Raw genomic sequence first — 23,215 nt, 5'->3', positions numbered from 1 at the left:
CACCATGGCCGCCACACGCAACGCCCACGCCGTCTGGGAAGGCGACCTGCTCACGGGCAAGGGCGTCGTCACCCTCGACTCGTCGGGCCTCGGCGAGTACCCGGTCTCCTGGCCCGCGCGCACCGACGAGGCGGCCAACGGGCGGACCAGCCCGGAGGAGCTCATCGCCGCCGCGCACTCCAGCTGCTTCAACATGGCCTTCTCGAACGTCCTGGCGAAGGCGGGCAACCCGCCGGCCAAGCTGACCACTTCGGCCGCCGTCACCTTCGTACCGGGCCAGGGCATCACCGGCATCCACCTCACCACGGAGGGCGAGGTGCCGGGCATCGACAACGACGCGTTCGTCGCCGCGGCCGAGGACGCCAAGAAGAACTGCCCGGTCAGCCAGGCGCTGACCGGTACCACGATCACCCTGAGCGCCAAGCTCGTCTGACGCGCTCCCCCGCACCTCCCGTCCGCCGCAGGGGCCGGCCCGCGCTCCGGCGGCGGACGCTCATGCCCGCCACCGGGCGGGTGACCCGGCGGCCCGGTGCCTCGCGGCGGCGGCCCGGTCGGCGGGGAGCGTGGTACGACGACCCGGTCACATGTCACGTGCCATCGCCGGGAGTTGCCGATGTCCGTCACCCGACGCAGCCTGCTCGCCGCCGGCGGGATCGCCTTCGGCGGGGCGCTCGGAGCCCTGTTCGCCGGCGCCCCCGGTTCCGCCCGCGCCGCGAGGCGGGGGTACGGGCCGCTGCTGCCCGACCCGCGCGGACTGCTCGACCTCCCGGCCGGCTTCTCGTACCGGGTGCTCTCGCGCGCGGGCGATCCGCTGCGCTCCGGCGAGGGCGCCGTGCCCGCCAACTGCGACGGCATGGCCGCCTTCGGGGCCGGGGGCGGGCGCGTACGGCTGGTGCGCAACCACGAGAACCGGGCCACCGCCGCGCTGCGGGTGCCCGCCGCCCGGGGGCTGACGTACGACCCCCAGGCGCTCGGCGGCTGCACGGCCCTGGAACTCGGGCCGGACGGGCGGGTCACGTCCGAGCGGGTCGCCCTGGCCGGCACCGCCGTCAACTGCGCGGGCGGGCGCACCCCCTGGAACACGTGGCTGAGCTGCGAGGAGACCGAGGAGCGGGCGGGCGACTCCGGGTACACCCGGGACCACGGCTACGTCTTCGAGGTGGACCCAGCCGATCCGCACCGCTCGGGCGCCGTCCCGCTCACCGCGATGGGCCGCTTCGCGCACGAGGCCGTCGCCGTGGACCCGTACCGGGGCGTCGTCTACGAGACCGAGGACGCCTTCGTCGAGCCGTTCGGGCTGTTCTACCGCTTCCTGCCGGAGCGGCCGCTCGGGGGGCTCGGCTCGCTGCGGGCGGGCGGCCGGCTGGAGGCGCTGCGCGTGCCGGGGCTGGCGGACCTGTCGGTGGTGGACGAGGTCGGGGCGGAGTTCCCGGCGCGGTGGGCGCCGGTACCGGACCCGTCGGCGGCCGGGACCCCGATCCGCCACCAGGACTTCGGGCCGGGCGGGATCACCCACGCGCAGAAGCTGGAGGGCTGCTACTGGGGCGACGGGGGCGTCCACTTCGTCTCCAGCTTCGCCCGCCGCGGCGAGGGTTCGGCGGCCGACCACCACGGCCAGGTGTGGTTCCTCGACCCGCTGCGGGGCAGGCTCCGGCTGGCCGTCCGCTTCGGTCCGGCCGCGGATGCCGGACTGCCCGGGGACTCCCCGGACAACATCTGCCTGGCCCCGGACGGCGGCCTGATGGTGTGCGAGGACGGCGGCGGGGAGCAGTACGTCTTCGGCGTGACGACGAGCGGCGAGGTCTACCCGATGGCCCGCAACGCGGACGACCTCGGGCGGCCGGGCGCGGCGGAGTTCGGGGAGTTCGCCGGGGTCACGTTCTCCCCTGACGGCCGGACGATGTACGTCAACGCGTACGCCCCGGGGACGACGTTCGCGGTGACGGGGCCCTGGCAGCACTGACCTCGCGGTTCCGTTCGATTTGCTGCAAGATCGTACGGAATCGACGGGATTGGGGTGGCGGCGGTGGCCAAGCAGAGGAAGCAGAAGGAGCGGGGCACGCCTGCGGCGGGCAAGCGGGAAGCGGGCGCCGGTCCGGAGGCCGAGTCCCTGCCGGAGGCCGAGTCCCGGCGGGTGGCCAAGTCCCGGCCAGAGGCCAAGTCCGGGCCGGAGGCCAAGTCCCGGCCGAAGGCCGAGTTCCTGCCGGAGGCCGAGTCCCTGCCGGAGGCCGAGTCCCTGCCGGAGGCCGAGTCCCTGCCGGAGGCCGAGTCCCGGCCGGAGGCCAAGTCCCGACGGATGGCCAAGAGCGGGGACCACACCGGAGCGGAGCCCACGAGCAAGGCAGACCGATCCAAGGACGGGGACGCCACCGGGGCGAAGGCCAAGCCCCGGCCGCAGGCCAAGGCTGGAGGCGCCGCCCGTCCAGAGGCCAAGGGCAAGCCTGGGGGTGCTACCCGGCCGGAGGCCAAGGGCAAGGCCCGGCCGGAGGCCGAGGGTGGGGGTCGGGACCGGCCGCAGGCCAAGGACAAGGCCCGGGCGGGGACCAAGCCCGAGGACACAGCCGGGCCAGAGGCCAAGGGCAAAGCCCGGCCGCAGGCCGAGGGTGGGGGTCAGGACCAGCCGCACGTCAAGGGCAAGGCCCGGGCGGGGACCAAGCCCGAGGACGCAGCCGGGCCGCAGGCCAAGGGCAAGACCCGGCCCCAGGCCGACGGCAACACCCGGCCGCAGGCCGAGGGTGGGGGTCAGGACCAGCCGCACGTCAAGGGCAAGGCCCGGGCGGGGACCAAGCCCGAGGACACAGCCGGGCCGCAGGCCAAGGGCAAGACCCGGCCCCAGGCCGACGGCAACACCCGGCCGCAGGCCGAGGGCAGGGGTCAGGACCAGCCGCACGCCAAGGGCAAGGCCCGGGCGGGGGCCAAGCCCGAGGACGCAGCCGGGCCGCAGGCCAAGGGCAAGACCCGGCCGCAGGCCGAGACTGGGCGCGCTGCCCGGCCGGAGGCCAAGGGCAAGGCCCGGGTGGGGGGCAAGCCTGGAGGGGCCACCCGGCCGGAGGCCGTCGGTGAGGGGCGGGTGGGGGGCGCGGGTGGCGCTCGGGCGGAGGGTGGCGGGGTGCGGGAGGTGTTGCGGGTGCCGCTCGGGGAGGGGGTCGATCTGGGTGGGATCGATCCCCGCGCCATCCCCGTCGGGCCCGCCGACAAGGCGGCCGGGCTGGCGGCCACCGCCGAGTTGGGCGGGCGGCTCGCCGCGCTCCAGGAGCGGCTCTACGCCGCCAGCACCGCCGGTGACCGGCGGCGCCTGCTGCTCGTCCTGCAGGGCATGGACACCAGCGGCAAGGGCGGCACCGTCAAGCACGTCATCGGCCTGTTCAACCCCTCCGGCTGCCGCATCCAGGCCTTCAAGGCACCCACCCCCGGGGAACTGGGCCACCCCTTCCTCTGGCGTGTCAGGAAGGCCCTCCCCCAGCCGGGCGAGATCGGCATCTTCGACCGTTCGCACTACGAGGACGTCCTCATCGCCCGCGTCCGCGAACTGGTGCCGCGCAGTCAGCTCGGCCGCCGCTACGCCCAGATCAACCGGTTCGAGGAGTCCCTCGCCGCCGACGGCGTGACCATCGTGAAGGTCTTCCTCCACATCAGCTACGAGGAGCAGCGCAAACGGCTCCTGGAGCGGCTCGACAACCCGGACAAGCACTGGAAGTTCAACGCCGGCGACATCGAGGAGCGCGGCGCGTGGCCCGCGTACCGGACGGCGTACGAGCTGGCGCTGGAGCGCTGCGCCGGCGAGGCCGCGCCCTGGTTCATCGTGCCTGCGGACCGCAAGTGGTACCGCAACTGGGCGATCAGCAAGCTGCTGCTGGAGCATCTGGAGGCCATCGATCCGCAGTACCCGAGGGGTGACTTCGACGTGGAGGAGTGCCGCAGACAGCTACTCGCCACATAGTCATATATTTTGCCTGCGTGACCATTTCTGTGCGCAAAGCGGCGGCCGCAGCCGTCCTCGGTACGTGCCTCACGGCGTGCGGGGGCGGCGCCGGCACCACGGGGGCCGGCCCCGAGGCCCGGCTGGGCAGCCCCGCGGCGTCCGCGGCGCCTTCGGCGCCCACCCCTGCCGCCGCGGACCCCTCCGCCCCCGCTTCCCCCCAGGCCGGCGCCCCCGGCAAGGCCCCCACCATGGCGCCCGGCCCGAACGGCCTGACCCCGGTCTTCGAGCGGGCGAGGCAGCAGAGCGAGAAGACCGTCGCGCTGACCTTCGACGCCGACATGACCTCCGACCAGGGGCCGCGCGCCGAAGCCGGGGAGCACTTCGACAACCCGCAGCTGATCTCGACGCTCCGCTCCCTCAAGGTGCCCTCGACGATCTTCATGACGGGCCGCTGGGCCGAGGAGTACCCGGACCAGACGAAGTCCATCGGCACCGACCCGAACTTCGAGATCGCGAACCACTCCTACAGCCACCACGCCTTCAAGTCCCCCTGCTACGGGCTGCCCGCGCTCGACGGCGCCGCCGCCCGGGCCGACGTGGACCGGGCCTTCGACGCCTTCCGCAAGGCGGGCGCGATCAACACCGTCCCGTACTTCCGCTTCCCCGGCGGCTGCTACGACGACGCCGCGCTGCGGGCCCTGTCCACCGCCAAGGTCACGGCCGTCCAGTGGGACGTGGTCAGCGGGGACGCCTTCGCGAAGGACCCCGGCGCGGTGGCCGAGCAGGTGCTCGCCGGAGTGAAGCCGGGCTCGGTGGTGGTCATGCACTGCACGCGCAGCGCCGCCCCCGTGACCGAGGAGGCCATCCAGAAGATCGTCCCGGAGCTGCGCAAGCGCGGCTACCGCTTCGTGAAGGTCTCCGAGCTGATCGGGAATTAGGCCTCGGCCGGAGCCGCTCAGCCGGAGCAGGCGGTGCGCTGCGCCTCCTGCCATTCGCACACCGGGCACCGCACCACGCCCGGTGTCGCGACCCCGTACTCGGTGGGCTTGCCGCACTCCAGGCAGTCGGCGTACGGCGGCCCCGGCATGTCCCCGCTCCGTCCGGCCGGGGCCGCCGGGGCGGGGCAGTAGGGCTCGGTTCCATCGGTCTGGTCCATGCGCAGGAGCCTCCTCGGTCTCGGCTTCAGCCCCGCCGCGCGGCGACGAGGCAGGCCAGCGCGCCCGCGCCGGCCGCCAGCAGCAGCCCGCCCGCCAGGGCAGGCAGCGGGAGCGGTACGCCGCCCGAGCGCGCGGCGCCGACCAGCGCGGACACCGCCCCGCGGGCCGGGGAGCCCACGAGCACCCAGGCCAGCAGCGAGCCGAGGCCCCCGGCGAGCACCGCGTAGCCGCGCCGCCGCACCAGCGGCCGGCTGCACAGGGCCCCCACGGCCGCGCCGGTCAGCGCGCAGGCCGCCACCGCGAGCCCCCCGGCGAGGGCGACCCGGGCGGGGTCGAGTTGCGCCGGGTCGCCGAGCAGCAGCGCCACGGCGCCGCCCGCCGTTCCGGCGAGCAGCGCTCCCGTGAGGGCGACGAGCAGGGCCGCGGCGTGGACCCGTACGGGGCCGGCCGCGGCGGCCGTGCAGTCGCGGGCGGCGTCGGGCTCGTTGGTGACGCAGATCCGCACCAGCCAGGCGGTCTGCGGGACCAGACCGGCGGCGGCGAAGCCGAGGGAGTCCAGCACCGGATCGCCCGGCCGGATCCCGGCGGCCACGAACGCGGCGTACACGACGAGCGGGGCGATCCACCGCTGGGAGCGCAGCAGCAGCGCGCCCTGGTAGCGGAGCAGAGCGGTCACCGGAGTCCCTCCCGGCGTCCTTCCCGGCGTCCTTCCCGGAATTGCTCCGGGAGTTCCTCCACGGCGCGGATGTGCCAGGGCGGCCGGGCGGTGAGCAGGGTGCGCAGGACCTCGTCGGAGCGGGCGGCCTCCACGGTGAGGAGGACTCCGCCGTCGGGTCCGGGTGTGCCGTTCAGGCCGGAGGGGAGCTCTTGGCCGGGGGCTCCGGCCGCGTGGATCCTTACACGGGGGCCGACGGCCACGGACACCGCTGTCAGGGCCCCGCCTTCGACCCGGTAGTGCGCGTCGGCCGTGCCCGCGAGCCGCCGCGGGTCGTGGTCGACGAACACCACGGTGGCTCCGGCGGCGGTGCGTTCGGCGACGGCGCGGTCCAGCTCGGTCCGCGCCGGGGCGTCGAGGCCGGTCCAGGCCTCGTCGAGGACGAGCAGTCCCGGCTCGGCGAGCAGCGCCTGGGCGACGGCCACCTTCTGGCTGGTCCCCTTGGACAGTTCGGCCATCGGGGTGCGGGCGTGCCCGGCGGCCCCGAACCGCTCCAGCCACTCCCCCGTCCGCCGGGCCGCCTCGGCGCGCGGCAGCCCGTGCACCCGGCCCAGGTGGGTCAGGTAGGACCCGGCGGCGAGCGGCAGGGCGGCGGGGAAGCGCTCGGGCACGTAGGCGGTGCGGCGCGGGCGGCCGCTGATGCGGCCCTCGGTCGGGGCGTCGATCCCGGCGACGAGCCGCAGCAGGGTGGACTTGCCTCCGCCGTTGCCTCCTTCGACCCTGACGAGGGCGCCGGGCGGCAGCTCCAGGCCGACCCCGCGCAGCACCCAGGGCCGGCGGGGTCCGTAGCGGCGGCCCACGGCGGTGAGGTTCAGTGTGCGGCCGCCGTTTCGGTGAGTTCGCTCGGGCGGACGATGACGAAGCCCTCGCCGCTCAGCTTCAGCTGGACGGCCTCGCCGGAGCCGCCGCGGATCATCGAGCCGACCGACTGGGAGCGGTGCAGCCCGGTCTCGAGCCGGGCGCTCCAGCCGACCACCGCGTCCGTGTCCACGTACACCGGGGCCTGGGCGGTGACCGGGATGATGACCGGGTGGCCGTCGCAGACCACGGCGAGCTTGCCGGTGCCGGTGAAGAGGCTGTTGAAGAGGCCGCCGCCGGTCATGCCGGCGCCCTTCACCATCTTGATCTCGTAGGAGAGGGTCTGGTCGAAGCAGAGCACGTTGCGGCCGTTGATGGTCAGGGCGTCGCCGGGCTCGAAGTCGATGACGAAGCAGTTGCCGGCCCGGTGCGCGAACCAGGCCTCGCCCTGGCCCCGTACGGACATCAGCGCCAGGCCCTCGCCCGTGACGGCGCGCTTGAGCATGCCGCCTATGCCCTGCCCCTTGCGTTCGAACTGGAGGTTGCCGCGGAAGGCGACCATCGAGCCCTGCCGGGCCAGCATTTCACCGTTGACGGTGTACTTCACCGACTTCGCGTTCTGCAGGGCCATGCCGGGGGCGGCGGCCGGCTGGGCCAGGTGCTCGGCGGCGAAAAGGTCACTCTTCATGGCCCTGATCCTCGCCCGGCCCGGCCCCCCGGGACATCATCCTGAAGGGGGAGCCTGGCATCCTTGGCGGGATGAGCAGCCAGCACCCGAACCACACCACAGAGGTACCCGCGGCCGTACCCGCGGCCGTTCCCGCCGTCGGGGCGGACAGCCCGTTCCGGCAGGAGCACGTCCTGCGCGACGAGGCCCCGCAGTTCGTCCTGCCGCTGGTGGTGCGGATCGAGAAGGCGGAGCCGCCCGCCCGGACGGACGCCCTGGAGACGGCGGCCCGCGCGGTGCTGGTCCTGCTGAGCGACGAGCGGGCGCGCGACGGGGGCGAGTGGGCCGAGGCGGTGCGGGACTGGCAGGACGCGCGGATCCGCAAGGTGGTCCGGCGGGCGCGCGGGGCGGAGTGGCGCAAGGCCGAGACCCTGCCGGGTGTCACGGTGCACGGCGACACGTCCGAGGTACGGGTCTTCCCTCCGGTGCCGCTCGACGGCTGGCCCAAGGAACTGGCCAAGCTCCAGGTGTCGGGCACCGACCTGGACGACCCCGAACCGGTCGGCCCGGAGAGCGAGCCGGGGCTGCCCGTGCTGTGGCTCAACCCCGACCTCGACATGTCGGCCGGCAAGGCGATGGCCCAGGCCGGGCACGGGGCGCAGCTGGCGTGGTGGGAGCTGACGGACGCGGAGCGCGGGCTGTGGCAGGCCGCCGGCTTCCGCCTGGCGGTACGGACGGCCCCGCGCGAGCGGTGGGCCGAGCTGAGCGGGAGCGGGCTGCCGGTCGTCCGGGACGCCGGTTTCACGGAGATCGCGCCCGGCTCCTGCACGGTGGTCGCGGACCACCCGGCGCTGCGGGCCCGGCTCTAGCGCCCGGCGGGTCGCGGCCCGAGGCCCGGGGAACCTCAAATGTTGCTCTGAACGTCCCTACCGGCGGGTTGGCCCGGCTCCGGCGGGGCCATCACACCGGTGACCGGTGACATCGGATCACGGCCGGACCGAAGGGGGCGGGGGACATGAAGCCCATGGAACGACTGGGAGTGGGGATCGGCTGGCGGCCGGAGATCGCGGACGCCGTCGAGCGGCTGCCCGGCCTCGACTGGGTCGAGGTGGTGGCCGAGAACATCTGCCCGGGCCACCTGCCCGAATCCCTGGTGCGGCTGCGCGAGCGCGGTGTCCGCGTCGTACCGCACGGGGTCTCCCTCGGCATCGGCGGCGCCGACCGCCCCGACCCGGCGAAGCTCGCGGCGCTCGGCGAGCGGGCGGTAGCGCTGGGGGCGCCGATCGTCACCGAGCACATCGCCTTCGTACGGACCTCCTCGCCCGCGCTGGAGGCGGGGCACCTGCTGCCGGTGCCGCGCACGCGCGACGCACTGGACGTGCTGTGCCAGAACGTGCGGATCGCGCAGGACGCCCTGCCGGTGCCGCTGGCGCTGGAGAACATCGCCGCGCTGATCTCCTGGCCGGACGAGGAGCTGACGGAGGGCCAGTTCCTGACCGAGCTGGTCGAGCGGACCGGCGTCCGCCTGCTCATCGACGTGGCCAACCTGCACACCAACCGCGTCAACCGGGGCGATGACCCGGCCGCCGTGCTCGACTCGATCCCACTGGAGGCGCTGGCGTACGTGCACGTGGCGGGCGGCGTGGAGAAGGGCGGCGTCTGGCACGACACGCACGCGCACCCGGTGCCGCCGGTGGTACTCGACCTGCTCGCCGGCCTCCGCTCCCGGGTGGACCCGCCGGGGGTGCTGCTGGAACGGGACGACGACTTCCCGGCGGAGGCGGAGCTCGCCGGCGAACTGACCGCGATCCGCTCGGTGCTGGAGGCTGCGCCGGTGGAGGGGGTTCCGCCGGTGCCGGAGGCGCGCCGGGGCGTCTCCTCGGGCGCCGAAGGTTTCCACGGGTCGGAGGGCCGAGCCATGGTTGCGTTCGACGCCCTGCGGGGACGCCCCACCGCACCCCCGTCCCCGTCGGAACGCGGCGTCGCCGAGGCGACCCGGACCCGGGTGGGGCTCGCGCAGGCCGCGCTGCTGTCTGCGCTGGTCGCCGGGACGCCCGTGCCCGAGGGGTTCGACCGTCCGCGGATCCGGGTCCAGGCCCGGGCGCTGGCCGCCAAGCGGGCCGACGTGGTGGCCAAGGTGGCGCCCGAGCTGCCCGGGATCCTCGGCGGCTCCGGTCCGTACCGCGAGGCGTTCCTCGCGTACGCCAAGAGCCGCCCGATGACCGGCGGCTACCGCCGCGACGCGCTCGACTTCGCCGAGCACCTGCTGGTCCGGGACCTGCCGGCCGACCCGGCCGCCCGGCGCCGGCTCACCGCCTGGTGGCGGGAGCGGGCCGGGGTACGCCCTCCCCGCCGGATCGTGCGGTGGGCGCGGACGCTGGTGGGGAGGGCGGCATGAGCTTCCTCGGATTCCTGGCCGTCGCGATCTGGATCGCACTCGTCGTGTCCTCCGTGCTCCTGGTGCGCGGCCTGCGCCGCTCGCGGCCCCCGTCCCCCGGAGCAGCCGCGCTGCACGACCTCTCGGAGGCGGCGTTCCTCGTGGGCGGGCCCGCCAACGTCGTGGACGCCGCGCTCGCCACGATGCTCGCGGACACCCGTCTCGTCGGCGGCGGCCCCGGCATCGTCCAGGTGTGGCCCGGAGCCCGGGCGAACGACCCCGCCGAGCGGGCCGTCCTCCAGGCTCACCAGGCGGCGCCCTCGGGGTGGCTGTACCAGGTGCGGTACGCCGCCATGCTCGACCCGGCAGTCCAGGAGATCGGGGACGCGCTCGCGGCCCGCGGGCTGCTCTCGCCGCCCGGATCCGGTCGGATCTGGCGCCGCTGGGGGCTGACCCAGACCGCCGTGTGCACGGTCCTCATCCCGCTGTCGCTGCCGCTGACCATCCTGGGGGCCGTCGCCCAGCCCGACACGCCGGCGCCGTTCGTCACGCTGGTGCTGCCGGTGCTGCTGGCCGGAATCGTGGTGGGCGCGGTCTGCGCGGCCCGGGCCAAGACCCGGCTCACCCCGGCGGGGATCCGGGCGCTGCACTCGATGCGGCGCGCGTACCAGAACGACCAGAGCTCGTACGTGCAGGTGTCGCTGCTCGGGCTGCGCGGCCTGCGGGACCCTTACCTGCGGCAGCAGTTGGTGCCCGCCGCACGCGGCACCCGGCTGGCCGCGGCCCAGTCCGGGGCCCGTGCGCACCGCTCGCACGCCTCCGGCTGCTCGTCCGGTTCCTCCCACGAGATCGTCCCGGTGGTCTGGTGCGCGGGGAGCGACGGCGGCGGGGGCGGATCGAGCTGCGGGTCGGGGGCGGGCTGCGGGTCCTCCTCGGGCGGCGGTTGCGGGAGCTCCGGCAGCAGTTCGAGCTGCTCCAGCAGCAGCGGTTCGAGTTGTAGCAGTTCGTCCGGATCCAGCTGTTCCAGCAGCTCCAGCAGCTTCTGACGTCCCATCACGGTCGCATCACAAGGTGCCCGCCCTGTCCGCGAACCCCTTCACCAGGCAGATCAACCGCTTGTAGAAAGCGGAAATGTTCTGGGTCCTGTTCCTGCTGGCCGCCTGGGCCGGGGTGCTCCTCTCGTGCACCCGCCTCCTGAGAGCCGCCACCCGGGCGGCGGAGCCCACCACCGGCTCCGCCGTCCCGCACCACCGCCACGAGGAGCTGAGCCTCTACGAGGCCGCCTACCTCGCCGGCGGCCCCGCGCGGGTGGCCGACCTGACGCTGCTCTCGATGCAGCGCCAGCGCCGGCTGCTGCTCGCCCACACCGGGTGGGCCACCGTCGTCGATCCCGTCGGGCGCGATCCGCACGAGCGGTCGGTGCTGGGGGCGTTCGGCCCGGACGGGCAGTCTCCGGTGGCGGAGCTACGGTCCACGGTGGCGGGGAACACGGCCGTACGGGACCTCGCGGACCGGCTGGGCGAGGCGGGGCTCGCACTGACCGAGGGGGTCCGCGCCGGGGTCGGCGAGGGGATCCGGGCCGTCCGGGGGGCCACCCTGCTGGTCCTCGCGATGGCCGCCGCCGCCCTCGCGGTCCCGGCGGAGGGGACCGCGACCGGCATCGTCCTGGCCTGGTTCTCGCTGCCGCTGGTCCTCACCCTGGGCTGCCTGGCGATAGCCGGCTTCGACGGGTACCTGCACTCTCCCTGGGCCTCCCCGGCCGGACAGCGGTTGCTGGTCGCACTGGACCGGGAGGACAACGGCGCGGAGCCACTGACCGCGGTGGCCGTACGAGGCGTACGCGCGGTCGGCGACCCCGACCTCCGAGCGGCCCTGGGCTACGGCAACCGGGGCCGGATCCCGCGGCAACGGGACCAATGAGGCCGACACCACCGCCCCGTCCTTTACAAGGCCCCCACCCGGCCCTTTAGTCGGCTCATCGGATGACCCGAAGGGCCGACCCGCCATGCGTCGATGTTCCCCCCGCCACACCGCTGCCGCGGCGGCGCTCGCCCTCTCTGCTGCCCTCTGCGCCACGGCCACTCCCGCCGCCGCGACAGCCGACCCGGCCGCCGCCCGCCTCGCGGCCGAAGCCGCGGGCGCCGACCTGGCGGCCCGCCGCGCCGCCGGCCCCGGCGGAACCGGCCGCCCCGCCCCCGCCGGCCCCGGCGGAACCGGCCGCCCCGCCCCCGCCGGAGCCCCCGCCGGAGGCGAAGGGCTCCGGTTCGGGGCGTGCCCGCACGCCGAGGGGTTGCCCGGCAGCGTGCAGTGCGCGGCGCTCCGCGTACCGCTCGACTACGCCCGCCCCGACGGCCCCCGGATCCACCTCACCGTCAGCCGGGTCCGGGCCACCGGAGCGGGCGGCGCACGCCGCCAGGGCGCCCTCGTGAACAATCCCGGCGGGCCCGGGGCGTCCGGGATGCACTTCCCGCTCGCCGCCGGGCTCCCCGAGTGGCGGCGCGTCGCCGCCGCCTACGACTTCGTCGGGTACGCCCCGCGCGGCGTCGGCCGCTCCGCCCCGCTGTCCTGCCAGGACCACGCCGCCCGCACGGGCCCCACCCAGGTCCCGGCCGCCCCCTCCCCCGCGTACAAACGTCAACGCGTGGCCGCCGCCCGGGAGTACGCCCGCGGCTGCGCCCGGCGCGCCGGCGCCGCGCTGCCGTACTACACGACGCTGAACAACGCCCGCGACCTGCACGTGCTGCGCGCCGCGCTCGGCGAGCGCCGGCTGACCTTCATGGGCGGCTCCTACGGCACGTACCTCGGCGCCGTCTACGCCACGCTGTACCCCGGCCACGTCCGCCGGATGGTCCTCGACTCGGCGGTCGATCCCGATCCGGGCCGCGTCTGGTACCGCGCCCAGCTCGGCCAGGCCGCCGGTTTCGAGCGCCGCTGGTACGACTTCCGCGCCTGGGCCGCCCGCCACCACCGCACCTACCGCCTGGGCGAAACCCCCGCCGGCGTGCAGGCCGCCTACGACCGCGTCCGGGCCGCGTTGGCCCGTACCCCCGCCGGCGGCACCGTCGGCACCGGCGAGCTCCAGGCCGCCTACCTCCAGGCCGCGTACTACGACGACGTGTGGCCGGACCGGGCGGCGGCCCTGGCGGCCTTCCTGCGCGGCGATCCGGCGGAACTGGTCCGCCAGGCCGCGCCCGACCCGGCTTCGGCCGCAGCCACCGAGAACGCGACGGCCGTCTACACGGCGGTGCTGTGCAACGACGCCCCCTGGCCCGCGGACTGGGCGGCCTGGGACCGGGACCACACCGAACTGGCCCGCACGGCCCCCTTCGAGACCTGGCCCAATGCCTTCCTGAACCTCCCGTGCGCCTATTGGCCGGTGCGCGAGCGGCAGCGCCCGGTGGCGGTCGGGGCCCGCCCGGCAGGGCCGCAGCTCCCCCGCACCCTGATCGTGGCGGCGGAACGCGACGGGGCGACCCCGTACCCGGGCGCGCTGGAGCTCCAGCGGCGGCTCGGGAGCGAGGCGGCGCTGGTCACGGAGTCGGGGTCCGGCTCGCACGGAGTGGTCGGTGGACGCAACGGCTGCGTGGACCGACACGTGGAGCGGTATCTGCTGACGGGTGACACCTCGGGGTGGCGTGTCACGTGTGCGCCGCATCCGGAGCCCGCACCGGTGTCGCTGGACGACCGGGCAGCGAGCACCCTCGGGGCCACCCCCGGGGCACTGCTGTCGCCAGTCGTCTGAACTTCCGGGCGGGATCTCCGGCTGCGTCGTTTCGGGGGCAGGGCCTCCCGATCCACCGGAGGAGCTCACCGAACGGTGTGGTCGTCCTCCGGCCCTTCCCCCCAGGGGAGGTATCAGGCGAGCCCGGCCACCAGATCGGCGACGGACTTGCGGCGTCCGGTGTAGAAGGGGACTTCTTCACGGACGTGCATACGGGCCTCGGAGGCGCGCAGGTGGCGCATCAGGTCGACGATGCGGTACAGCTCGTCGGCCTCGAAGGCCAGCAGCCACTCGTAGTCGCCGAGCGAGAAGGAGGCGACGGTGTTCGCGCGCACGTCCGGGAACCCGCGGGCCATCTTGCCGTGGTCGGCGAGCATGCGGCGGCGGTCCTCGTCGGGCAGCAGGTACCAGTCGTAGCTGCGCACGAAGGGGTAGACGCTGACGTACTCGCGCGCGACCTCGTCGGCGAGGAAGGCCGGGATGTGCGACTTGTTGAACTCGGCCGGGCGGTGCAGGGCCATGTTCGACCACACCGGCTCCAGCGCGCGGCCCAGCTTGGTGCGGCGGAACAGGTTGTAGGCGGTCTGCAGCTCGTCCGCCGTCTCGGCGTGCCACCAGATCATGACGTCGGCGTCGGCGCGCAGGCCCGAGACGTCGTAGGCGCCGCGGACGGTGATGTCCTTGGCCGCCAGCTGGTCGAAGAGCTCCTGGACCTCGTCGGCGTAGCCGGTGCGGTCCTCGGGCAGTACGTCCTTCAGCTTGAAGACGGACCACAGGGTGTAGCGGATGACCTCGTTGAGGTCCTTCGCCTTCTTCCCCGCGTTGGGGATCTTCTCTGGTGCAGTCATGTGCCTATTGTCCCGTGTGCCGATCAGTGGTCTGTGCCAGGGGGTACCGAACGCGTCCCGAGCGAGGCGATCACCGCGTCCGCGGCCTTGCCGGCGCTGGCGATGCAGGCCGGAATGCCCACTCCGTCGTAGAGCGCCCCGCACACCGCGAGGCCGGGCAGGGCCGCGACGGCGCCGCGGATCCGCTCGACGCGGGCGAGGTGGCCGACGGGGTACTGGGGCAGGCCGCCGTCCCAGCGGGTGACGGTGGAGGCGACCGGCCGGGCCGCGAGGCCGACGGCCTGGCCCAGGTCGGCGAGGGAGATGTCGACGAGCTCCCCGTCCTCGCGTTTCAGATCGGCCTCGTCGGCGTAGCGGCCGACCGAGGTCCGCAGCAGGAAGAGCTCCGGGTCGGCACCGGCCCAGGCCCACTTGTTGCTGGAGAAGGTGGACGCCTTGATGGTCCGGCCGTCGACGGGCGGTACGAGGAACCCGCTGGCGCCGCCCCCGGCGACCGCGGCCGGCAGGTCGGAGCGCCGGAAGGCCATCGTGACCAGGGCCATGGAGGCGTACTCGACCCCGCGCAGCTCGGCCGCGGCGGCCGGCGCGAGGGTGTCGAGCAGCCGGGCGGCGGGCCCGGCCGGGGTGGCCAGGACCACGCCGTCGGCCTCGATGGCCTCGCCGTCCGCCACCACCCGCCAGCCTTCGGCCGTACGGACGACCTCGCGCACGGGGGTGCCGGTGAGGAGGCGGGCTCCGGCGGCCCTGCAGGCCTCGGCCACGGCGAGCGGGAGCCGCCCGATGCCGCCGTCGATGCCCGCGAAGACCGGGCCGGCCTGCCGGGGCGCGGCTTCGGCGCGGCGCTGGAGTTCGCGCACGCCGTCGCCGAGCAGGCGGTGGGTGCGGGCGGCCTCGAAGAGCTGGGGCACGGCGGCGCGCATGGAGATGCGGTAGGCGTTGCCCGCGTAGACCCCGCCGAGGAGGGGTTCCACGAGCCGGTCGACGACCTCGCGGCCGAGGCGGGCGGCGACGTACTCGCCGACGGCGACGTCCTCGCCGATCTCGGCGGGCGGCAGGTCGCGCTCGGCCTCGATCCGGGCCAGGCCTTCCGGGGAGAGCACTCCGGAGGCGGCGAGGGGTGCCAGGTCGCCGGGGACGCCCATGACGTGCCCGCGGGGCATCGGCCGCAGGGCGCCCCGGGTCCACAGGTGGGCGGTGGCGGTGGCGGGCGGCTGGAGGGCTTCGCCGAGGCCGACGGCGCGGGCGAGCTCCACGGCTTCGGGGCGGCGGGCGAGCACGGATTCGGCGCCGAGGTCGACGCGGGCGCCGGCGAGTTCACCGGCGTACAGCTTGCCGCCGAGCCGGTCGCCGGCCTCCAGCAGCGTGACGCGGGCGCCGTCGGCGAGCAGCCGGTGGGCTGCCGCGAGGCCCGCGATGCCGCCGCCGATGACGACGACGTGCCGGGCCGGGCCGGGGCGATCCGTACGCATGTCCGCTTCGTGCATGGACACATCGTCTCAGATCGATCTCCGAGGCCGGAACGTGACCGCATCGGGACCGGCCCGGAACCGCGCGTGCGAAACCCGCGCCGGGCCCGCGCACGTCGAACGGGCAACACCAGCCGATCCTCGGGGGTTTGCAGCATGACCGCTCCACAGAGACACCGTTCCGCGGCGGCCCTGGCCGCCCTCTCCCTCGCCGGGGCTCTCGCGCTCACCGGCTGCGGCGCCGGCGCGGGGAGCTCTTCCGACAGCAAGGCGGCGGTCGCGCCGCAGGAGGGCGCGGCCCAGGCGCCGGCCCAGGGCAAGCCGGGCGCCGCCGCGGGCGCGCCGCAGGCGGCGGACAAGAACGGGCAGCAGCCGCCGGTCGCGGTCCGCCCGAACGTCATCCGCACGGCGACCCTGGGCATCGAGACGGCGGACGCGCAGAAGACCCTCGCGGCGGCCCGCACCGCGGCCGAGGGAGCGGGCGGCTACGTCGGCACCGAGTCCACCCGGCGCGGCGAGAACGGCCGGATGACCTCCACGCTGACCCTGCGGGTGCCCGGCGAGCGCTACGACGCGGTGCTCGGCGCGATGGAGGGCAGCGGGAAGCTCCTGCACCGCAAGGTCGACGCGCAGGACGTCACCGAGAAGGTGGCCGACATCGGCAGCCGGGTCGCCTCGCAGCAGGCCAGCGTGGCGCGGGTGCGGGAGATGATGGGCAAGGCCTCGACGCTGAGCGACGTGGTGATGCTGGAGAGCGAGCTGAGCCGGCGCCAGTCGGACCTGGAGTCGCTGCTCGCGCAGCAGACGGCGCTCAAGGACCAGACCTCGATGGGCACGATCACCCTGGAGGTCTCCGAGCCGGCCGCGACGCCGGTGGTGGTGAAGAAGAAGGAGAAGGAGCCCACGTTCCTGGGCGCGCTGCACGGCGGCTGGGACGTCTTCACGAAGCTCGTGCGGTACCTGACGGTGGCGGTCGGCGCGCTCCTGCCGTTCGCGGCGGTGGCCGCGGTGGCGGGGCTCGGCTTCCGCCTCTACCGGCGGCTGCGCCCGGCAGCGCCGAAGCCGGTCCCGGCACCGGCCCCGGCCCCGGCCCCTGATCGCACCCCGGTCCCGGCGGCCCGCTCCGCGGCCGGGACTTCGGACACCGGGACCGACGTCCAGGACTGAACGCACGTTCGCCCGTAGCGTGTTCACCATCCGGTGGACGGCGGCGAAGGGGCATGGGCACATGGGGACGGAACGACTGGTGGTGGTCGGCGGCGACGCGGCGGGGATGTCCGCCGCGTCGCAGGCCCGCCGGCTCAAGGGCCCGGCGGAGCTGGAGATCGTCGCCTTCGAGCGCGGGCACTTCACCTCGTACTCCGCGTGCGGGATCCCGTACTGGATCGGCGGCCAGGTGGCCGAGCGGGACGACCTGATCGCCCGCACCCCCGAGGAGCACCGCGCCCGGCACATCGACCTGCGCACCCGTACGGAGGTGCTGGAGCTCGACCTGGCCGGATCGCGGGTGCGCGCCCGCGATCTGGACACCGGATCCGAATCCTGGACGGGCTACGACAAGCTCGTCCTGGCCACGGGGGCCCGGCCCGTCCGCCCCCGGCTCCCCGGCATCGGCGCACACGGGGTCCACGGCATCCAGACCCTGGACGACGGCCAGCGCCTCATGGAGGCACTGGAGCGTACGGAGGGCCGCCGGGCGGTCGTCGTCGGCGCGGGCTACATCGGCGTGGAGATGGCGGAGGCGCTGGTCGGGCGGGGCTACGAGGTCACCGTCCTGCACCGGGGCGAGCAGCCGATGGCCACCCTGGACCCGGACATGGGCGGCCTGGTGCACAGCGCGATGAACGGCATGGGGATCCGTACGGTCTCCCGCGCCGAGGTGACGAAGATCCTCACCGACGAGGAGGGCCGGGCCCGCGCGGTGGCCACGGCGTCGGGCGGGGAGTACCCGGCGGACGTGGTCGTCCTCGGCATCGGCGTGGAACCCCGCACCTCCCTCGCCCGCGCCGCGGGCCTCCCCCTCGGCCCCTCGGGCGGCCTCCTCACGGATCTCTCGATGCGGGTCCGGGGCCACGGGAACATCTGGGCGGGCGGCGACTGCGTGGAGGTCCTGGACCTCGTCGCGGGCCGCACCCGGCACATCCCGCTGGGCACGCACGCCAACAAGCACGGCCAGGTCATCGGCTCGGGCATCGGCGGCGGCTACGCGACCTTCCCCGGCGTCGTCGGCACGGCGGTCAGCAAGGTCTGCGACCTGGAGATCGCCCGTACGGGGCTGCGCGAGCGGGACGCGCTGGAGGCGGGCCTGCGGTTCGTGACGGCGACCATCCGCTCGACGAACACGGCGGGCTACTACCCGGGCGCGGCGGAGATGACGGTGAAGATGCTGGCGGAACGCCGCACGGGCCGGCTGCTGGGCGTCCAGATCGTCGGCGGCGCGGGTTCCGCGAAGCGGGTGGACATCGCGGCGGTCGCCCTGACGGCGGGCATGACGGTGGAGCAGCTCGTCTCGCTGGACCTGGGCTACGCGCCCCCGTTCTCCCCGGTCTGGGACCCCATCCTGGTGGCGGCCCGCAAGGCGGTGTCGGCGGTGCGGGCGGCGGGGGTCTAGGGAGAGCCGTTGGTCAGGAGCAGGTAGCAGACGCGGTCACGATGGACGAACGTGGCCGTGTCGGAGTCGTCGCCGTCGAAGTACACCGGCCGGAGCGGCTCTTCGCCGCTGTAGTAGCCGGTCGAGCGCAGGAAGTCGGGCTCGACCGAGCCGAACTGCCAGGTGGAGCCGTCCGGGCCGAGCAGCTGCTCGGCGAACTCGCGGACCAGCGGTTCGGCGTCCGACGCGGCGTAGTGCTTGCCGTAGGGGCTGAACGCCTCGCAGAGCATCCAGCGCAGCCGTGCCAGGAATCCCGCGTGGTCGAGCGGGCTGATCGTCGCGAGGAACCCCTCACGCGGCAGGGGCCGTTCCAGCGGAGCCGGCTCGTAGTAGTCCGACAGGTTGTACCAGTCGCGCTCGTGGTCGGCGGCGAGCATCATCTCCTCGAACCGGGCGCTCCGCAGGAAGGCGCACAGGACGTGCTGCCGGTTCTCCGTCGTGACCGGCACGTCGACGGCCGCCTTGAGCAGCAGGGTGTTGCTGTTCATCGAGCTGTCCACGGCGGACAGGAATCCGTCGACGGCGGGGTGCCGCAGGTCCTCGGACAGACTGGTGAAGTTCACGGATATGCGAAACGTCGGCCTGTGCCCTGTCATGCACGGCACAGTACCGACGTTTCGATCTTGCTGGGGCTCAGCGGGCCGTCTTGGTGTGGACGTAGTCCACGAGGCGGGTCAGCGCGTCCGGGTCCGTCGTCGGGAGGACGCCGTGGCCCAGGTTGAAGACGTGGCCCTCCAGGCCGGCCGCGGCCGCCAGGACCTCGTCCGTCTTGGCCTCCACCGCCTCCGGGGTGGAGAAGAGGACGGCCGGGTCCAGGTTGCCCTGGAGCGCCTTGCCGGGGCCGACGCGGCGGACGGCCTCGTCCAGCGGGACCCGGTAGTCGACGCCCATGACGTCCGCGCCGGCCTCGCCCATCAGGCCGAGCAGCTCGCCCGTGCCCACGCCGAAGTGGATGCGGGGGACGCCGTACGAGGCGACGGACTCCAGGACCTTCGCCGACGCCGGCATCACCGAGCGGCGGTAGTCCGCCGGGGCCAGCGCGCCGACCCAGGAGTCGAAGAGCTGGACCGCGGAGGCACCGGCCTCGATCTGGACCTTGAGGAAGGCGGAGGTGATCTCGGCGAGGCGGTCCAGCAGGTCCGCCCACAGCTCGGGGTCCCCGTACATCAGGGCCTTGGTGTGCTCGTGGTTCTTGGAGGGGCCGCCCTCGACGAGGTAGCTCGCGAGGGTGAAAGGAGCGCCCGCGAAACCGATCAACGGCGTGGAGCCCAGTTCACCCGTGAGCATGCCGATCGCCTCGGTGACGTACGAGACGTCCTCCGGGGTGAGGTCGCGCAGCTGTGCGAGGTCCTCGCGGCGGCGGATCGGCTGGGCGACGACCGGGCCGATGCCCGGCTTGATGTCCAGGTCGACGCCGATGGCCTTCAGCGGGACCACGATGTCGGAGAAGAAGATCGCCGCGTCGACGTTGTGGCGCCGCACCGGCTGCATGGTGATCTCGGTGACCAGGTCGGGGCGCATGCAGGACTCCAGCATGGCCGTGCCCTCGCGCACCTTGCGGTACTCGGGGAGGGAGCGCCCGGCCTGCCGCATGAACCACACCGGGGTGTGCGGCACCGGCTCCCGCCGGCACGCCTTCAGGAAGGCGGAATCGTACGTCTGACTCGGCTGGCCCGTGGGGCGGTTTTCGTTGGCGCTCACGACCTGAATCTTCGCACGTATGAAGAAGTGCCCGGCCCGGCGCGGGTGTGGCTGCGCCGTACGGGCGCTCGTTCCGCCTAGTCTTCCCGGCATGGCTGCGGCTCAGGGACGATTTTCAGATGGCGCTGACGGTACGGACAGCGCGAAGGAGAGCTCCGTCCCGCTCCCGTTCCGGCGGGCGGTCGACGGCTTGAAGAAGGCGAGGCTGCGCACGGGGATCGAGATCGATCCCACCAAGCCGCCGCAGAGACTGGCGCCGTACGCCTACGCGCTGGAGGCGGCGGTCGTGGAGGGGGAGGACGATCTGGCCGACGGCCGGCTCATCCTGCTCCACGATCCGGCCGGGCACGAGGCCTGGCAGGGGACGTTCCGGCTGGTGACGCTCGTACGGGCGGAGCTGGAGCCGGAGATGGCCGTGGACCCGCTCCTCCCGGAGGTGTGCTGGTCCTGGCTGACGGGGGCGCTGGAGGCGCGCGGGCTGACCTACGGGGAGCCGAGCGGGACCGTGACCATGGCGAGCTCGCACTACTTCGGCGGGCTCGCGGAGCGGCGTCCGGCGACGCAGATCGAGATCAGGGCCTCGTGGACGCCCCGCGAGGGGGTGGGCGGGGTGCCGGACACCTCGGCGCACCTGGCGGCGTGGTGCGAGCTCCTGTGCCAGATCGCGGGGCTGCCGCCGGTGGGTCCGACGGACACGGTCACGGGAGTGGTCTCCCTGCCACAGCGGCGCGGTCCGCACCACCCGTAGCGATCCGGCCGTACGGCCGCGCGAAATCCGGGGAACAGCCGGTCGAAGCCCGTGGCGGAGTGTCGGAACGCGGCATCCGTTGCGGGCTTCTGATCACCCTATGATCGATCGTGCGTCCGAATTGCCCGAATTGTTACTCACCAAATCGTGATCATTCCCTAAAGCCGGGCGGGTGACGTGCCGAAGGAGTCAGTGACCATCCGCACGGTTCGCACCGGCTTCCTTCCCCGAGCCGGCCGTCCCGCCACTCCCCCAGGAGGCCTAGGTGTCCGTTCTTCTCGAGCAGCCCGCAAGCCTGGTCGCCTACCGCCCGAACAAGCCGACGGCCATGGTCGTCGTGGCCGACCCGCGCGTCCGTTCCACCGTGACCCGCCATCTGTGGGCCCTCGGAGTCCGTGACGTGATCGAGGCGTCGTCCATCGCGGAGGCCCGCCCCCGCGTCGGCAGCCCGCGCGACATCTGCGTGGCCGACGTACACCTGCCCGACGGTTCCGGTCTCACCCTGCTGTCCGAGACCCGCGCCGCCGGCTGGCCCAACGGCCTGGCCCTGTCCGCCGCCGACGACATCGGCGCCGTGCGCAACGCCCTCGCGGGCGGAGTGAAGGGCTACGTCGTCACCGGTACGCGGACCAACATCGGGCTCCCCACCCGGCCCGGCGCCGCCCCCATCGGCGCCGCCGCCGCCCGTATGCACCGCCGCCCCCCGGGTGCCCCGAGCCACCCGGGCGGCTACCGCGAGCTCTCCGGCCGCGAGGTCGAGGTCCTGCGCCTCGTCGCGGAGGGCCAGTCGAACAAGGCCATCGGCGTCTCGATGGGCCTCTCCGCCCTGACCGTCAAGTCCCACCTCGCCCGGATCGCCCGCAAGCTGGGCACCGGCGACCGGGCCGGGATGGTCGCCGTCGCCCTGCGGACCGGGATCATCCACTGAGCGCGGGCGGCCGGGGCTCCCGGATAGCCGACCGGATAGCCGACCGGACAGTCGGCCGGGTAGCCGACCGGGAGCCCCCCGGCAGACTCCCCGCAAACTCCCCGCATACCGATCGCGCCCGTCGACGGAACGTTCCGGCGACGGGCGCGTCGCATCCACGGATACCCTTGAGCGGTGACCGACGCCCAAGAGACCGCAGCAGACCTGCGCACCACCACCGGGGGCGGCCCCCCGGACGAAGTCGTCAGTTCGTCCGATGGGCCGCCGATTCCATTGCTGGAGCCCCGTGAGGGCATCCCTCCCGTGGTCGCCGACGCCGAGGCCCTCGCCGCGGTGGTCGCGGCCTTCGCCGCCGGCACCGGCCCCGTCGCCGTCGATGCCGAGCGCGCCTCCGGGTACCGCTACGGCCAGCGCGCCTACCTGGTGCAGCTGCGCCGCGAGGGCGCGGGCTCCGCGCTGATCGACCCGGTGGGCTGCCCCGACCTGTCCTCGCTGGGCGAGGCCCTGTCCGGCACCGAGTGGATCCTGCACGCCGCCACCCAGGACCTGCCCTGCCTGCGCGAAATAGGCATGATGCCGACCTCCCTCTTCGACACGGAGCTCGCGGGCCGGCTGGCCGGCTTCCCCCGGGTCGGACTGGGCGCGATGGTCGAGAGCGTGCTCGGCTACGCCCTGGAGAAGGGCCACTCCGCCGTCGACTGGTCCACCCGCCCCCTCCCGGAGCCGTGGCTGCGCTACGCCGCGCTGGACGTGGAGCTGCTGGTGGACCTGCGGGACGCTCTGGAGAAGGAGCTGGACCGGCAGGGCAAGCTGGAGTGGGCCCGCCAGGAGTTCGACGCGATCTGCGCGGCCCCGCCCGCCCCGCCCCGCAAGGACCCGTGGCGGCGCACCTCGGGCATGCACAAGGTGCGCCGGCGCCGGCAGATGGCGGTCGTACGGGAGCTGTGGGAGTCCCGGGACCGGATCGCGCAGCGGCGCGACGTGTCCCCCGGCAAGGTGCTGGGCGACGCCGCGATCGTCGAGGCCGCGCTGGCGCTGCCGGTGAACGCGCAGGCGCTGTCCGTGCTGCCCGGCTACGGGCAGCGGATGGGCCGGCGCCAGCTGGAGCAGTGGATGGCGGCGGTGGACCGGGCGAAGGCACTGCCCGAGAACGAGCTGCCGCAGCCGGGGGCGTCCCCGGCCGGCCCCCCGCCGCCGCGCTCCTGGGCGGACAAGGACCCGGCCGCGGCGGCCCGGCTCGCCGCGGCCCGCACGGCCGTCTCGGCGCTCGCGGAGCGGCTGAACCTGCCGCAGGAGAACCTGATCACCCCGGACACGGTCCGCCGGCTGTGCTGGGAGCCGCCGCAGCGGCTCGAAGCGGACGCGGTGGCCGAGGCCCTGGCGGGCTACGGGGCCCGCCCGTGGCAGATCGAGCAGGTGACCCCCGTGCTGGTCACGGCCCTGGCGGCGGCCACGGCCTGAGCGCGCGGGCCGGTACGACGCCCCCGAGAGCCCCCTGTCACCCGGGGGCTCTCGGC

General features: G+C 74.6%; 22 protein-coding genes. 14 read left to right on the top strand and 8 right to left on the bottom strand.

The genetic code is table 11. The annotated features are described in order from the left end of the window. Positions 1-4: 4 nt before the first annotated feature. From AB0O21_RS10355 to AB0O21_RS10340, 4 genes are all read left to right on the top strand, one after another. Entirely contained in the window at positions 5-433 is a 429-nt protein-coding gene (locus tag AB0O21_RS10355) for an OsmC family protein (protein ID WP_365168705.1), read from the top strand. A 180-nt stretch (positions 434-613) separates the two neighbouring features. Continuing rightward, entirely contained in the window at positions 614-1,963 is a 1,350-nt protein-coding gene (locus AB0O21_RS10350) for an alkaline phosphatase PhoX (RefSeq protein WP_365168703.1), read from the top strand. Positions 1,964-3,070: 1,107 nt separating this feature from the next. Next, positions 3,071-3,940, top strand: a complete 870-nt coding sequence (locus AB0O21_RS10345; protein WP_365168871.1) for a PPK2 family polyphosphate kinase — start codon at positions 3,071-3,073, stop codon at positions 3,938-3,940. A gap of 17 nt (positions 3,941-3,957) precedes the next feature. Continuing rightward, positions 3,958-4,860: a polysaccharide deacetylase family protein gene (locus tag AB0O21_RS10340; protein ID WP_365168701.1), complete on the top strand. Its 903-nt coding sequence runs from the start codon at positions 3,958-3,960 to the stop codon at positions 4,858-4,860. 17 nt (positions 4,861-4,877) lie between these two features. Here AB0O21_RS10340 and AB0O21_RS10335 read toward each other — a convergent pair whose 3' ends face one another. Genes AB0O21_RS10335 through AB0O21_RS10320 form a run of 4 tightly spaced genes read right to left on the bottom strand, consistent with a single transcriptional unit; the run spans position 4,878 to position 7,280 of the window. Beyond that, positions 4,878-5,078 (bottom strand): hypothetical protein, encoded by a 201-nt coding sequence (locus tag AB0O21_RS10335; protein ID WP_365168699.1) that lies wholly within the window; start codon positions 5,076-5,078, stop codon positions 4,878-4,880. A gap of 26 nt (positions 5,079-5,104) precedes the next feature. Next, positions 5,105-5,755 (bottom strand): ABC transporter, encoded by a 651-nt coding sequence (locus AB0O21_RS10330; protein WP_365168696.1) that lies wholly within the window; start codon positions 5,753-5,755, stop codon positions 5,105-5,107. Further along, positions 5,752-6,609: an ATP-binding cassette domain-containing protein gene (locus tag AB0O21_RS10325; protein ID WP_365168869.1), complete on the bottom strand. Its 858-nt coding sequence runs from the start codon at positions 6,607-6,609 to the stop codon at positions 5,752-5,754. Before AB0O21_RS10325 ends, AB0O21_RS10330 begins: the two co-directional genes overlap by 4 nt. Next, positions 6,606-7,280, bottom strand: coding sequence for an AIM24 family protein (locus tag AB0O21_RS10320; protein ID WP_365168694.1), 675 nt, complete (start codon positions 7,278-7,280; stop codon positions 6,606-6,608). Before AB0O21_RS10320 ends, AB0O21_RS10325 begins: the two co-directional genes overlap by 4 nt. Positions 7,281-7,351: 71 nt before the next feature. Between AB0O21_RS10320 and AB0O21_RS10315 the strand changes: the two genes are divergently transcribed. The 5 genes from AB0O21_RS10315 to AB0O21_RS10295 all read left to right on the top strand — a co-directional run bounded on the left by AB0O21_RS10315 (position 7,352) and on the right by AB0O21_RS10295 (position 13,378). Further along, complete coding sequence (locus tag AB0O21_RS10315) at positions 7,352-8,128, top strand: peptidyl-tRNA hydrolase (protein WP_365168692.1); 777 nt, start codon at positions 7,352-7,354, stop codon at positions 8,126-8,128. A 146-nt stretch (positions 8,129-8,274) separates the two neighbouring features. Next, positions 8,275-9,657, top strand: a complete 1,383-nt coding sequence (locus AB0O21_RS10310; protein WP_365168690.1) for a DUF692 domain-containing protein — start codon at positions 8,275-8,277, stop codon at positions 9,655-9,657. After that, positions 9,654-10,682 carry a TIGR04222 domain-containing membrane protein gene (locus AB0O21_RS10305; protein WP_365168688.1) on the top strand — a complete coding sequence of 343 codons (1,029 nt, stop codon included), beginning with the start codon at positions 9,654-9,656 and terminating at the stop codon, positions 10,680-10,682. The genes AB0O21_RS10310 and AB0O21_RS10305 overlap by 4 nt, the downstream gene beginning before the upstream one ends. 85 nt (positions 10,683-10,767) lie before the next feature. Next, positions 10,768-11,556 (top strand): TIGR04222 domain-containing membrane protein, encoded by a 789-nt coding sequence (locus AB0O21_RS10300; RefSeq protein ID WP_365168685.1) that lies wholly within the window; start codon positions 10,768-10,770, stop codon positions 11,554-11,556. An 85-nt stretch (positions 11,557-11,641) separates the two neighbouring features. Then, entirely contained in the window at positions 11,642-13,378 is a 1,737-nt protein-coding gene (locus AB0O21_RS10295; protein ID WP_365168683.1) for an alpha/beta fold hydrolase, read from the top strand. A 113-nt stretch (positions 13,379-13,491) separates the two neighbouring features. Here the strand turns inward: AB0O21_RS10295 and hemQ are convergent, their stop codons facing one another. Next, positions 13,492-14,205 carry a hydrogen peroxide-dependent heme synthase gene (hemQ, locus tag AB0O21_RS10290; protein WP_365168680.1) on the bottom strand — a complete coding sequence of 238 codons (714 nt, stop codon included), beginning with the start codon at positions 14,203-14,205 and terminating at the stop codon, positions 13,492-13,494. 23 nt (positions 14,206-14,228) lie between these two features. Then, positions 14,229-15,689: a protoporphyrinogen oxidase gene (gene hemG, locus AB0O21_RS10285; RefSeq protein WP_365168678.1), complete on the bottom strand. Its 1,461-nt coding sequence runs from the start codon at positions 15,687-15,689 to the stop codon at positions 14,229-14,231. Between the two features lie 138 nt (positions 15,690-15,827). On the opposite strand from hemG, the gene AB0O21_RS10280 reads away from it, so the two are divergent. After that, entirely contained in the window at positions 15,828-16,838 is a 1,011-nt protein-coding gene (locus tag AB0O21_RS10280; protein WP_365168676.1) for a DUF4349 domain-containing protein, read from the top strand. Positions 16,839-16,899: 61 nt separating this feature from the next. Beyond that, the gene (locus AB0O21_RS10275) at positions 16,900-18,282 is read left to right on the top strand and encodes an FAD-dependent oxidoreductase (RefSeq protein WP_365168674.1); all 1,383 of its coding nucleotides are present in this window, start codon (positions 16,900-16,902) and stop codon (positions 18,280-18,282) included. On the opposite strand, the gene AB0O21_RS10270 is transcribed toward AB0O21_RS10275, so the two are convergent. After that, on the bottom strand, positions 18,279-18,884 hold the full coding sequence (locus AB0O21_RS10270) for a hypothetical protein (protein WP_365168672.1): 606 nt from the start codon (positions 18,882-18,884) through the stop codon (positions 18,279-18,281). The genes AB0O21_RS10275 and AB0O21_RS10270 overlap by 4 nt on opposite strands. A gap of 70 nt (positions 18,885-18,954) precedes the next feature. Continuing rightward, the gene (gene hemE, locus AB0O21_RS10265; protein ID WP_365168670.1) at positions 18,955-20,022 is read right to left on the bottom strand and encodes a uroporphyrinogen decarboxylase; all 1,068 of its coding nucleotides are present in this window, start codon (positions 20,020-20,022) and stop codon (positions 18,955-18,957) included. A gap of 91 nt (positions 20,023-20,113) precedes the next feature. Here hemE and AB0O21_RS10260 point away from each other — a divergent pair, with 91 nt between their 5' ends. From AB0O21_RS10260 to AB0O21_RS10250, 3 genes are all read left to right on the top strand, one after another. Beyond that, a complete protein-coding gene (locus tag AB0O21_RS10260) occupies positions 20,114-20,770 on the top strand; it encodes a DUF3000 domain-containing protein (RefSeq protein WP_365168668.1) in 657 nt (218 codons plus the stop codon). 265 nt (positions 20,771-21,035) lie between these two features. Continuing rightward, a complete protein-coding gene (locus tag AB0O21_RS10255; protein WP_007267191.1) occupies positions 21,036-21,698 on the top strand; it encodes a response regulator transcription factor in 663 nt (220 codons plus the stop codon). 174 nt (positions 21,699-21,872) lie between these two features. Beyond that, positions 21,873-23,159, top strand: coding sequence for a ribonuclease D (locus AB0O21_RS10250; RefSeq protein ID WP_365168666.1), 1,287 nt, complete (start codon positions 21,873-21,875; stop codon positions 23,157-23,159). Positions 23,160-23,215: the final 56 nt, after the last annotated feature.

Source organism: Streptomyces sp. NPDC091371, assembly GCF_040684275.1.
In the GTDB taxonomy this organism is placed as follows: Bacteria; Actinomycetota; Actinomycetes; order Streptomycetales; family Streptomycetaceae; genus Streptomyces.
Note: the sequence above shows the minus strand (reverse complement) of the source record. Positions and strands in the feature narration are given on the sequence as shown.